Annotated in this window: 7 protein-coding genes, 2 tRNA genes and 3 rRNA genes; 3 read left to right on the top strand and 9 right to left on the bottom strand. The window is 42.5% G+C overall.

The window, feature by feature from the left end; translation table 11 throughout:
- Positions 1 to 6 precede the first annotated feature (6 nt).
- Positions 7 to 1236: a site-specific integrase gene (locus DX009_RS01750; RefSeq protein ID WP_115082818.1), complete on the bottom strand. Its 1230-nt coding sequence runs from the start codon at positions 1234 to 1236 to the stop codon at positions 7 to 9.
- A 60-nt stretch (positions 1237 to 1296) separates the two neighbouring features.
- Here DX009_RS01750 and DX009_RS13245 point away from each other — a divergent pair, with 60 nt between their 5' ends.
- The 3 genes from DX009_RS13245 to DX009_RS13135 all read left to right on the top strand — a co-directional run bounded on the left by DX009_RS13245 (position 1297) and on the right by DX009_RS13135 (position 3082).
- Positions 1297 to 1449 carry a hypothetical protein gene (locus DX009_RS13245; protein ID WP_181792301.1) on the top strand — a complete coding sequence of 51 codons (153 nt, stop codon included), beginning with the start codon at positions 1297 to 1299 and terminating at the stop codon, positions 1447 to 1449.
- A 347-nt stretch (positions 1450 to 1796) separates the two neighbouring features.
- On the top strand, positions 1797 to 2459 hold the full coding sequence (locus DX009_RS01745; RefSeq protein WP_115082817.1) for a DUF416 family protein: 663 nt from the start codon (positions 1797 to 1799) through the stop codon (positions 2457 to 2459).
- Between the two features lie 422 nt (positions 2460 to 2881).
- A complete protein-coding gene (locus DX009_RS13135) occupies positions 2882 to 3082 on the top strand; it encodes a hypothetical protein (RefSeq protein WP_147278658.1) in 201 nt (66 codons plus the stop codon).
- A 297-nt stretch (positions 3083 to 3379) separates the two neighbouring features.
- On the opposite strand, the gene rrf is transcribed toward DX009_RS13135, so the two are convergent.
- The 8 genes from rrf to DX009_RS01700 form a co-directional block, all read right to left on the bottom strand.
- A 5S ribosomal RNA gene (gene rrf, locus DX009_RS01740) occupies positions 3380 to 3492 on the bottom strand.
- Between the two features lie 145 nt (positions 3493 to 3637).
- Positions 3638 to 6539 (bottom strand): 23S ribosomal RNA (locus DX009_RS01735).
- 198 nt (positions 6540 to 6737) lie between these two features.
- Positions 6738 to 6811 (bottom strand) — tRNA-Ala (locus DX009_RS01730).
- 130 nt (positions 6812 to 6941) lie between these two features.
- Positions 6942 to 7001, bottom strand: a tRNA-Ile gene (locus tag DX009_RS01725).
- A gap of 161 nt (positions 7002 to 7162) precedes the next feature.
- A 16S ribosomal RNA gene (locus DX009_RS01720) occupies positions 7163 to 8693 on the bottom strand.
- Together the 16S, 23S and 5S rRNA genes with 2 tRNA genes alongside form the textbook arrangement of a ribosomal RNA operon.
- Positions 8694 to 9283: 590 nt before the next feature.
- Positions 9284 to 10945, bottom strand: a complete 1662-nt coding sequence (locus DX009_RS01710) for a putative transporter (protein ID WP_115082815.1) — start codon at positions 10943 to 10945, stop codon at positions 9284 to 9286.
- 44 nt (positions 10946 to 10989) lie between these two features.
- The gene (locus DX009_RS01705) at positions 10990 to 11808 is read right to left on the bottom strand and encodes a pyridoxamine kinase (protein ID WP_115082814.1); all 819 of its coding nucleotides are present in this window, start codon (positions 11806 to 11808) and stop codon (positions 10990 to 10992) included.
- Between the two features lie 64 nt (positions 11809 to 11872).
- A complete protein-coding gene (locus tag DX009_RS01700; protein WP_006043697.1) occupies positions 11873 to 13414 on the bottom strand; it encodes a YifB family Mg chelatase-like AAA ATPase in 1542 nt (513 codons plus the stop codon).
- Between the last annotated feature and the right edge of the window lie 6 nt (positions 13415 to 13420).

Here is a 13420-nt window from a genome sequence, read left to right as displayed (position 1 = left end):
TCTTGGTTAAATGGTTAAACGCAAATCTTCAGTAAAAGAAAGGAAACGGTTAAACTCCTCAAAGAGTTTCTGCGGTGTAACCTTCGCATAACGTTCGGTCATACTTATGTTCGTATGTCCGAGCATCTTGCTCACCGTTTCAATAGGAACGCCCTGCTCCAAAGTGATAAGTGTGGCAAAGGTATGCCTTGCAGTGTGCGATGTAAATGGAAAAGAAATACCTGCCCGTAATCGCAAGGCTTTGAGACAAGACTGATAAGTGGGATATTTTATGAAAGGCAGTAGTGCTTCCCTTTCATCGCTGTACATTTTCTCAATTAACCGAACAGTTTCCGGCAATAACTTGATACGACAAAGTACGCCTGTCTTTTGTCTGCTGAACTTCAACCACAAACTGCCTGCATCATCACGGACAAGATGCTTCTTGCTTAGTTCCATCAAATCACAATAGGCTGCACCGGTATAACAGGCGAAGAGAAACACATCACGAGCGGTTTCCATTTCCTCTTCCAACTCATCAAAGCAGATTGCCTTCAACTTGTCCAATGCTTCTTGGTCAAGAGCTTTAGGTGCTTTCTTGTCTCCTCGTTCTATATGGACTTTATCAAACAGAAGCGTATCAGCCAGTCCCTCACGATAAGCCAGCCTACAGACGGTCTTCAAATCTGCTGCAACTCTGAAAAATGTGCTTTGTTGATGACCGAGTTCGCCAAGACAGAATGTCTGCAATTCGTAGATAAAGCTTTCTGTGAGCTGCGAAAAAGCCAAGTCCGAAACATGGTATTTCTTCTGAATGAACTCCTGTAATCGTTTCCGAGTGGAATGATAGGCGGACATAGACTCTTCCTTGATGTCTATACCGATATGGCTTTCTTTCTCCTTGATGAGCATATCCAACCTTTCGATGAGCATACATCTTGCCTGTACACAGCCTTGAAACTGTTCCTTTACATCGGTTGCATCAAATGGCTGGCCTTTGGCAATCAACGATTGATAGGCAGACTGAATGGAAAGTAACAGGTTTTCCAACTTGCCGTTAATTTCCACCGCTTCACGGCTCTTGCCATTCATCCGGCTCTCACGTGGATTCCATAAACCGGGGTTGCAGGAAAGTTTACAACTGAACTGCGCAATACTCCTTCCAAGTGTTATCCGCCCCATAATCGGGGCTTTACCTGATTTGTCTATACCGCTCTTTTTAAGGTAGAGCAACACTTTCATCTTTTCTTTTTCCATACGCTTTAATATTTGTGGGCAAAGACTGTGCAAGCGAGTTCCATAAGAGCTTGCTCTCAAATGGACGAGTGCAGTCTATCTTATGCAAAATTACCCGAATTAAAGCGTTCCTCACATACGCAGAAAACTGCCGACCAAAGCAACAGCCACACGAGCGAAAATAATTCAGTTACCTATTTCTTCTCCATCGTTACCAACATCAAAACAAGGTAACACTCTGGTAACTGAACTTCTGCCTAAATCCGCATATTTCTGCCCTTTACAAATAGAGCAGTATTATGCCAATTCGTGTATTTCCTCCTCATTATCAGTTAGTTTACATCAACCTCAACATTTCTTCATTTTCAGCTATTATTTACTCGATAATAATATATTACTTACACGTAAATAAAACTATATAATAAGTGTCTAAGTAATGCAGAAGGCGGATGTAAATGCAACGGAAGCATTGAGAAATTAAACTCAAACATATCGGTAGAGACTTCGCTACCATTTACGCATTGGTGGCGTGCTATACTCGTTATTGTTTGCATAGTTTCGCATAAAGTAATATCTTTGCAATGGGATATCCCAAAGTAAACGAAAGTAGAGTTTTTCACGACAAAGAAAATTGGATAGAAATACTACACTTATGGAAAGAACTAAAAGCTAAACAGTTAGGAATGAACGAAGAAATAAACAAGTTGATAGATGCATTGCCCCCAAACAAGCAACTGTTGTTTGGTGTTTGTTGCGTTAAAAGAATAGAGAATTGTCTTTATAAGTTTCTGAAAAACAAAGAAGAAGAACCAGCAGCAATTGTAGTGGAGGGGGCAATTGATAGGCTTTTTAAGAGTTGTGTGTTGGCTTATTTCGCTAATAGCTGTATGATTTTTAGCGAGGAAGTACAAGCATTCGTAGAATATCTAATTCCCGATACCGACGCAGACGGAAGCAATGAAGCTCTATATGCACAGAACGCAGCAATAGCATTGGCATATTGCATCAGATTTACAAAAGAGCAAAATGCCGACTTTATTCACTATTGTGCACTAAAAATATTTGAAACAATAGATGTTATGGCGTTCGACATATCAGATAATGAACGTTCAAACATACTCGTTTTGCAAGAAACAGAAACGCAAAAGAGAATTATAAAACTAATAGATGCTATGCCAAACAACTTCGACTTTAACGAAATAGAAGCGTTAAAAGAAACCATTGCCCAGTTTTCTATTGACTAATAATGCAATCGCCCAGTGGAAAACAATAATTAGCAGTATTGATAGATATGCCGCAGTAACTTATAAAAACAAGCAAAACCACTATATGTTGCACATATTAGTCCACAGAATGTTCAGCAAACACACTGCAAGGCTCATTCATTGTGTAATATCAGCGAACACACCGCAAGGTTTATTCATTACTTAAAATGTATATCAACGGACATTCTACAGGGTCTATTCATTGCGTAAATGTATATCAGCGAACACACCGTAGGCGTAGGGGCAGATTCATCTCGCCCGTACATCATTCATAATCCAACAAACACACCACAAGGTTTATTCAGCGCATAATATCAGCGAACACACCGCAGGCGTAGGGGCAGATTTATCTCGCCCGTACATCATTCATAATCCAACAAACACACCACAAGGTTTATTCAGTGCATAATATCAGCGAACACACCGCAGGCGTAGGGGCAGATTCATCTCGCCCGTACATCATTCATAGTCCAACAAACAAACTAAAAGGTTTATTCAGTGCTAATATCAGCAAACACACCGTAGGCGTAGGGACTGATTCATCTCGCCCGACAATCATTCATAATCCAACAAACACACCACAAGGCTCATTCATTGCGTAATATCAGCGACACACCGTAGGCGTAGGGGCAGATTTATCTCGCCCGACAATCATTCATAATCCAACAAACACACCACAAGGTTTATTCATTGCGTAATATCAGCGAACACACCGTAGACATAGGGGCAGATTCATCTCGCCCGTCAATCGTCTATTATTACTCTCGAAAAGGTTAGCAAAACTACTATGAACAAGTCGCTACAGTTCGATAAATATAATTCACCCCTAAATAGGTAGAGTAATATATAAACACAACAAAAAAGCCCCGACTACTCATCGTAATCAGGGCTATTTAGAAAAAAGGCAGCTACCTACTCTCCCACATTGCATTGCAGTACCATCGGCGCAATCGGGCTTAACTTCTCTGTTCGGAATGGGAAGAGGTGGAACCCCGACGCAATAACCACCTAAAATAATGCTAGTGTTAATAATATATCTGATATTATAGAATAAATATAATAGCCAAAATATAAAATACACTGTATAAGTGACTATGCCACAAGCAAAAACTAAATAAAGAAAAGTAAAAATACGATTCTTAAAGTATAAACACACTGAATGAAAGTTTTGGGCAATTAGTAGTGCTCGGCTTTGACATCGCTGTCTTTACACCTACACCCTATCAACGTCATAGTCTATGACGACCCTTATGAGGAGTTCTAATCTTGCGGAAGGCTTCGCACTTAGATGCTTTCAGCGCTTATCCATACCAGACTCAGATACCCAGCGGTGCACCTGGCGGCACAACTGGTAAACCGGAGGTCTGTCCACCACGGTCCTCTCGTACTAGTGGCGGCACCACGCAAAACTCCAACGCCCACGATAGATAGAGACCGAACTGTCTCACGACGTTCTGAACCCAGCTCGCGTGCCACTTTAATGGGCGAACAGCCCAACCCTTGGGACCTTCTCCAGCCCCAGGATGTGACGAGCCGACATCGAGGTGCCAAACCACCCCGTCGATATGAGCTCTTGGGGGGGATCAGCCTGTTATCCCCGGAGTACCTTTTATCCTTTGAGCGATGCAGTTTCCATACACTTGCACCGGATCACTATGCCCCAGTTTCCTGCCTGCTCGGCATGTCTGCCTCCCAGTCAAGCGCCCTTATGCCATTACACTCTATGAGGTCGGTTACCAATCGACCCGAGGGCACCTTTGGAAGCCTCCGTTACGCTTTTGGAGGCGACCACCCCAGTCAAACTACCCACCAAACAATGTCCACGAAAGTACGTGTTAGACCTCAGACAGCCAAAGGGCCGTATTTCAAGGATGGCTCCACACACACTGGCGTGCATGCTTCAAAGCCTCCGGCCTATCCTACACATCGGATGACCAAGGTCAATGCTAAGCTGTAGTAAAGGTTCACGGGGTCTTTTCGTCCCATCGCGGGTAATCGGCATCTTCACCGATACTACAATTTCACTGAGATCATGATTGAGACAGCGTCCGGATCATTACACCATTCGTGCAGGTCGGAACTTACCCGACAAGGAATTTCGCTACCTTAGGACCGTTATAGTTACGGCCGCCGTTTACTGGGGCTTCAATTCAAACCGTCGACATACATCTAAGCTCTCCTCTTAACCTTCCAGCACCGGGCAGGTGTCAGGCTGTATACATCATCTTTCGAGTTAGCACAGCCCTGTGTTTTTGTTAAACAGTTGCCTGGACCTATTCTCTGCGCCTCATTAAAAATGAGGACCCCTTATTCCGAAGTTACGGGGTCAATTTGCCTAGTTCCTTAACCATGAATCTCTCAACGCCTTAGTATGTTCTACCCGACTACGTGTGTCCGATTACGGTACGGGTTGCTCAAACATTAAGCTTAGCGGATTTTCTTGGAAGTATGATTACCTGTACTATCAAAGCTCTCCGAAGAAAACTCTGTACTATAGAAGATCAGCTCTAAATGCGGATTTGCCTACATCTATCTACACCTAACTTCTTTAACGCCCATATCCGTAAGGGCGCGACAGTGTCACTGCTCCGTCTCCACATCGCTGAATGAGCAAGTCACGGAATATTAACCGTGAAGCCATCGCCTTCGCCATTCGGCTGAGACTTAGGACCCGACTAACCCCAGGCTGATTGACATCGCCTGGGAAACCTTAGTCTTACGGCGAGGGGGAATCTTACCCCCTTTATCGTTACTTATACCTACATTTGCGTTTCTATACGCTCCAGGATCAATCAATATCACCATTCAACGCATATAGAATGCTCCCCTACCGATACTTTTTATATACAATGCTATCCCGCGACTTCGGTATCTGACTTATACCCGATTATTATCCATGCCCGGACCCTCGACTAGTGAGCTGTTACGCACTCTTTGAATGAATGGCTGCTTCCAAGCCAACATCCTAGCTGTCACCGGGACCAGACTTCGTTAGACTAACTTAGACAGAATTTCGGGACCTTAGACGACGGTCAGGATTCTTCTCCTCTCGGGGACGGACCTTAGCACCCGCCCCCTTACTGCACGACTACAGTCCGTGAGCATTCGGAGTTCGTCAGGTCGCGATAGGCGGTGAAGCCCTCTTGACCTATCGGTCGCTCTACCTCTCACGGAGAACATCGCACGCGGCACCTAAATGCCTTTCGGGGAGTACGAGCTATCTCCAAGTTTGATTGGCCTTTCACTCCTACACTCAACTCATCGGGAAGCTTTTCAACGCTTATCCGTGCGGTCCTCCATTCTGTGTTACCAGAACTTCAACCTGGTCAAGTGTAGATCACTTGGTTTCGCGTCTACCCCATCCAACTATACGCCCTATTTAGGCTCGCTTTCACTACGGATACGGGGCTGAACCCCTTAACCTCGCTGGACATGGTAACTCGTAGGTTCATTATGCAAAAGGCACGCCGTCACATATATATATGCTCCGACCGCTTGTAGGCGTATGGTTTCAGGAACTATTTCACTCTCCTCATTGGAGTGCTTTTCACCTTTCCCTCACGGTACTAATTCACTATCGGTCTCACGGGAGTATTTAGCCTTACCGGATGGTCCCGGCAGATTCATGCAGAATTACTCGTGCTCCGCACTACTCAGGGATTCACTACGTCTCATCAAGCTTCGGATACAGGATTATCACCTTATATTATTGAACTTTCCAGAACATTCTCCTCACTTTCAAAGTACGATATCGTGACCCTACTACCCCTATCACGCATTAATACGTCATAGGTTTGGGCTATTCCCCGTTCGCTCGCCACTACTAGGGGAATCATTAAATTATTTTCTTTTCCTACAGGTACTAAGATGTTTCAGTTCCCTGCGTTTGCTCCCATAAAAAATATATGGGTGACTATCATTCAGACAGTCAGGTTGTCCCATTCGGAAATCCTCGGATCAAAGATTATTTGCATCTACCCGAGGCTTATCGCAGCTTATCACGTCCTTCATCGCCTCCGTGAGCCTAGGCATCCGCCATACGCCCTTAATTACTTTCTATTCATTTTATATACTACCAAACTAATAATACTAATGGTAGCATATTCATGCTCATACTTTCAGCTGTATTTTGAAATCTAATTCTAATCCTTCTTGTATAAACAAAAAGAAATTACTTTACTTTACAGTCTTGCTTGTGTCAATATGTCAAAGAACGATATCAATGATGCAACGATAAAACGATGCAAAAATGATGAGTGGAGAATAACGGATTCGAACCGTTGACCCCCTGCTTGCAAAGCAGGTGCTCTAGCCAACTGAGCTAATCCCCCGAAAAGAAATTTTAAGAAGTATAGTCATCTATCAACATTGACTAACGTCGATGTGTAGTCATCTGACTTGATGCCTAACAACATTGACTAACGTCGATGTGTAGTCATCTGACTTGATGCCTAACAACATTGACTAGACTTGAACTGCCGACCTCCACATTATCAGTGTGGCGCTCTAACCAACTGAGCTATAGGACTGAGTTGAGTAAGAGCCGAGTGGCTTCTACCTGGCTTCCTTCATTTCTATATTGTAGAACAAAGATGCGAGTACAAGAAGAGAAAACTTCCTAACATCTATTATTTATATGGTGATAAACATTTAGATAATACAAAAATAAAAGTCCTATCCAGAAAGGAGGTGTTCCAGCCGCACCTTCCGGTACGGCTACCTTGTTACGACTTAGCCCCAATTACCAGTTTTGCCCTAGGTCGCTCCTTACGGTTACGAACTTCAGGCACCCCCGGCTTTCATGGCTTGACGGGCGGTGTGTACAAGGCCCGGGAACGTATTCACCGCGCCATGGCTGATGCGCGATTACTAGCGAATCCAGCTTCGTGAGGTCGGGTTGCAGACCTCAGTCCGAACTGGGACCGGCTTTTAAGATTTGATGCAATTTGCATTACACCGTCCCTCTGTACCGGCCATTGTAACACGTGTGTAGCCCCGGACGTAAGGGCCGTGCTGATTTGACGTCATCCCCACCTTCCTCACACCTTGCGGTGGCAGTGTTCCCAGAGTGCCCAGCATTACCTGATGGCAACTAAGAAAAGGGGTTGCGCTCGTTATGGCACTTAAGCCGACACCTCACGGCACGAGCTGACGACAACCATGCAGCACCTTCACAGAGACCCCGAAGGGCATATTTATCTCTAAATAATTCCTCTGCAATTCAAGCCCGGGTAAGGTTCCTCGCGTATCATCGAATTAAACCACATGTTCCTCCGCTTGTGCGGGCCCCCGTCAATTCCTTTGAGTTTCACCGTTGCCGGCGTACTCCCCAGGTGGGATGCTTAATGCTTTCGCTTAGCCGCTAACGCCAGGCGCTAACAGCGGGCATCCATCGTTTACTGTGCGGACTACCAGGGTATCTAATCCTGTTCGATACCCGCACCTTCGAGCTTAAGCGTCAGTTACACTCCCGTATGCTGCCTTCGCAATCGGAGTTCTTCATGATATCTAAGCATTTCACCGCTACACCATGAATTCCGCATACGTTGTGTGCACTCAAGTTCGCCAGTTCGCGCTGCAAGTTAAATGTTGAGCATCTAAATTTCACAACACGCTTAACAAACCGCCTACACTCCCTTTAAACCCAATAAATCCGGATAACGCCTGGACCTTCCGTATTACCGCGGCTGCTGGCACGGAATTAGCCGGTCCTTATTCATACGATACATGCAATAACGCACACGTGCATCAAATTATTCTCGTATAAAAGCAGTTTACAACCCATAGGGCCGTCTTCCTGCACGCTACTTGGCTGGTTCAGGCTTGCGCCCATTGACCAATATTCCTCACTGCTGCCTCCCGTAGGAGTTTGGACCGTGTCTCAGTTCCAATGTGGGGGACCTTCCTCTCAGAACCCCTACTGATCGTCGCCTTGGTGAGCCATTACCTCACCAACAAGCTAATCAGACGCATCCCCATCCTTTACCGATAAATCTTTTATTCATATCTGATGCCATCAATGAATTACATCGGGTATTAGGCCGTCTTTCAACGGGGTATCCCCAAGTAAAGGGCAGGTTGGATACGCGATACTCACCCGTGCGCCGGTCGACGTCCAAAATGTGCAAGCACATAATGCCGTTTCCCCTCGACTTGCATGTGTTAAGCCTATAGCTAGCGTTCATCCTGAGCCAGGATCAAACTCTCCATTGTAAAATGTCTTTTATAAGAATATATAAACACCACTATAAAATAGTGAGATATATATCTAAATTCAATATCTGCTCAGAACTAATTATCCAGTAATATCAAGTTTATACACCCATAATAAATTAACTAGGACGTTTCTTTTACCCATCTGATACTATATCGAATAGCAACAGACGCTTCTTGTACTACTTCTCTGTCTATGTAAATCTTTTCAAAGAACGATGCCTTATTAACAACTAACAGATAAACTGCTTGCCGTAAAAGCGAGTGCAAAGGTATAACAAAAAATAATAACCACCAAACTTTTCTAAGAAAAAAGTGATTCTTTTTGTAAAATAGCCTCTTCAAAAGGGTAAAGCAATGCTGGAATGATTGAATACACCTTATTTATATAATATACAGAAGAACTGTTTTTCTATATATCTGGAACAAAACTGAGAGATATCTGAAACGAACGTGAGAGATATCTGAAACGAAACTGAGAGATATCTAAGACGAACGTGAGAGATATCTAAAACAAAAGTGCCGCATATCTGATTTCACAACTCCTGTAAACAATGAAATTAGTTGATTATAATCTACCACATCATCATCTAAACAAAGAACATTACAAGCACTTGAGCGATGATGACACGAATAAACATTCCTAAAGGATAAACGGTGGCATAACTTATATTAGAGGTCTCGCCTTTAGTCGTATCGTTTGCATAAACCAATGCCATCGGATTTGCCATAGCACCACAAAGTATGCCACAAATGGTTCCATAATCGTATCTCTTTGTACGCAACGCTATAAGAGCTACTATAAATATGGGTAACACTGTAAGCAGAAAACCTAAACCTACCCACAGTAAACCTTCAGGACGAAAAACGGTATCTAAAAAGCCTTTACCTGCATCTAAACCGATACAAGCTAGATAGAGTGATAGTCCTAATTTGCGTAACATGAGCGATGCGCTACGAGTGGTATAGGACACCATGTGAAAACGCGGAGCAAATGTTCCGACCAATATTCCCATAATAATTGGTCCTCCAGCAATACCCAACCGAATAGGAGATTCCATACCTGGAAGGTTGATAGGAATGGTTCCAATAGCTAAGCCAAGTATCATACCAAGAAAAATATTACCTAAGTTAGGTTCGTTAAGTGTCTTTACTGAATTGCCAAGGAAGTATTCAGCGTGGTCAATATCTTGTGGGGTACCTACCAGTGTAAGATGGTCTCCATAGCGTAAGCGCAAATCTTCTGTGGCAAGCAATTTAATGTCGCCACGCACAACCCTACTAACGTTTACATTATACATATCTCGCAAACGCAATTGTCCAAGTAGTTTACCGTTAAGATTATTTTTTGTTAGGACTATGGTACGACTTTCGACATTCGAATCTATCTTATTCCAATCAATTTGTTCTTTATTCCAATCGCGGCGAACTGTTTGTCCAAATAGTATTTCTATACTCGTAACGTCGTCTTTATTGGCTATAACAAGTAGATTATCGTGATTTTCTAACACTGTAGCCCCCTGTGGAAGTATTACTTCTTCGTCGCGCCAAATTCGCGAGATAATAAATTTGATATGAGAACCTTGCGAAACTTCTGCAATAGTTTTGCCTATGATTGCAGGATTGACTACCACGTATTGTCCGACGTAGGTATGGTCTTCCTCTTCGGTACCTTTGAGTTCTAAATCGCTAGACTTCACAAAGAATTTTCGCAACAAAATCATAGCGAAAATGACACCAACAACACCAAGTGGATAAGTTACGGCTGTTGCGAGGGCTGCCCTACCACTGTTTACTCCTATGTGTTCTAGTGCTTGTTGCGCTGCACCAAGAGCAGGTGTGTTTGTTGTTGCACCACTAAGAATACCTACCATATCGCTCATTGGTATATTTAGTGTGTACGTCAGAGCCACAGCCATAACCGTTCCAAGTAAAATTATTGCTAAGGACCACATATTCTGTGCTTTACCTTCGTGTAACAAAGAGCTAAAGAAGTTAGGACCAACATGTAGGCCCAATGTATAAACAAACAATACTAGACCAAATGTCTCACAATAGTTTAGCATTTGAGCATCTATATTGAGACCAAAGTTACCCACGGCAATACCAACGAAGAACACAAATGCTACACCTAAAGAAACTCCAGCAAACCTTATCTTACCTAAAGCGAGTCCAGCAGCACACACAAGCGAAACTATAATAACCCCTTGTAATGCTGAATGAATATTAATAAGTCCGTTTATCCAATCCATCTTAATACGTTTTTAAGTTATCTTTAGCGGTTAATACATTACCATTATAGTATGTCTAAGTATTGTTCGAGTGGTATTCCTCTATTTTTATCCTCATTCTCCTTATTTAAATCTATGAGTCTATAAACCCCATCTATAGCTTTCTGAGTGCTATTTGTTAGCGATTCATTATCAAGTAGGTGTCCAATAAGTATTGCTGAGAAAATATCACCAGTACCTGGGAAATGTATTGGTATTTCGTTGTATGGTAAACAAAAATAGTCTCCACTACTATTACTGTATCCAATTACCGATGATTGTCCATCAATAGATATTGATGTAATAAGCGCAGACTTCGTTCCAATAGTTCTTAACTTTTTAAGAAGTTCTATACCTTCTTCCCTTGTAACCCCGTCTACTTTATATTCAGAATCTGTAAGATAACAAGCTTCTGTATAATTAGGGAAACAAAGGTCTGCAACACTAAGCATTTCACGCATCGAATTGATTGTTGATGGTGTTACACCATTATATAATTTACCATTATCTCCCATTATAGGGTCTACAAAAATCATTGTTCCATTAGCTGCTTGTTCGCGACAATAAGCAGAAATAAGCTTTGCTTGACGCTCTGAAGCAATGAATCCTGTAGCGATTGAATCGTAATGAAAGCCTAATTCCTTCCAAATAGGAAATACATCTTTTATATAGTCGGTAGTTTCGAGAATACGAAATTTACCATAATCTAAAGTATTAGACACCAATGCTGTCGGTAAGTTATACACTGGGTACCCAAAATAAGACAGAATAGGGAGCATTGCAGCTGTAGCAACCTTTCCATATCCAGCAATATCGTTAATGAGAAGAATTTGTTTCTTACGCATTCTATGTTATTCTTTAGAATGCAAAGGTACGGCAAACTATAAGAATAGCAAAATAAAATAAACATTATCTTTCACCCCAATCTCCTCGATCTAGACTTCTATAGCCAATTGCCTCTGCTATATGATGCACCTGTACCTTTGGTGAAGCTTCGAGATCGGCAATTGTTCGTGCTACTTTTAGAATACGATTATAAGCGCGTGCCGACAGTTTAAGATTTTCCATTGCTTTACGAAGTATTTCGAGCGACTGATCATCGGGTTCAATAAATTCATGGATCATGCGTTCAGACATTTGCGCATTACAGTGAATATTTGGATAGTTCTTAAACCTTTCTGTCTGAATACGTCGAGCTCTCAAAACTCGTTCTCGTATATCAGTGCTCGATTCGCCCTGTTCTGCTTTTGATAGGTCTCTGAAAGGGAGTGGAGATATTTCACATTGTATATCAATACGGTCGAGTAGCGGACCAGATATCTTCGAAAGGTATCGTTGTATTTGTCCTGGTGTACACACACAATGATGTGTAACATCGCCATAATAGCCACAAGGGCAAGGATTCATACTAGCTACAAACATAAAACTACAAGGATAAGTAACAGTATATTTAGCTCTTGATATTGTAATAGAGCGGTCTTCTAAGGGTTGTCGCAATACTTCGAGTGTATGTTTACTAAATTCAGGTAATTCATCGCAAAACAGAACACCATTATGTGCTAAGGTTATCTCTCCTGGCATTGGATTTGCTCCGCCACCAACTAAAGCTATTTCAGAAATAGTATGGTGCGGGCTACGAAATGGTCGTTGCGTTATAAGTCCTGTATTCTTTTTTAATTTACCAGCAATAGAGTGGATTTGTGTTGTTTCTAAGCTTTCTGTAAGTGCCAATGGGGGCAATATAGAAGGTAATCGTTTCGCCATCATACTCTTTCCGCTACCTGGTGGACCTATCATTATTACATTATGTGAGCCTGCAGCTGCCACTTCTAATGCTCGTTTTACGTTTTCTTGTCCACGAACATCGGCAAAATCCAAATCACTTGTATACTGATTTTCATAAAATTCTTTGCGAGTATCTACTTTATATGGTGTTTTTGTACAAGCATCGTTTAGAAAGCTAATTACTTCGCCTATGTTTTCCATTCCATATACTTCGAGCGTATCTACTACAGCTGCTTCATGCTCGTTTGCTTTCGGCACAATTAGTCCTTTAAACTTTTCAGCTCGCGCCTTAATAGCTATCGGCAAAGCTCCTTTAATAGGTTGTAATGTACCATCAAGACTTAATTCCCCCACCAGCATATATTCTTTAAGATGGTTAGAACTAATTTTTTCGGTTGCACCAAGAATAGCAATAGCAAGTGGTAAATCGAAACTTGAGCCTTCTTTACGCAAGTCGGCAGGAGCAAGATTAGCTGTAATATCGGCAACAGGAAATTGATAGCCATTATTCAATAATGCCGCTGCAATACGGTCGTGACTCTCTTTTACAGCAACGTCAGCCAATCCAGTGAGATGATACATCACCCCCCTTGTTATGCTAACCTCCACTGTAACCGTCGTAACCTCCATTCCGTTTACAGCAGCACAATAAGTTTTTACAAGCATTTAAGG

The sequence above is a fragment of the Prevotella pallens genome (genome assembly GCF_900454935.1).
Taxonomy (GTDB): Bacteria; Bacteroidota; Bacteroidia; order Bacteroidales; family Bacteroidaceae; genus Prevotella; species Prevotella pallens.
Note: the sequence above shows the minus strand (reverse complement) of the source record. Positions and strands in the feature narration are given on the sequence as shown.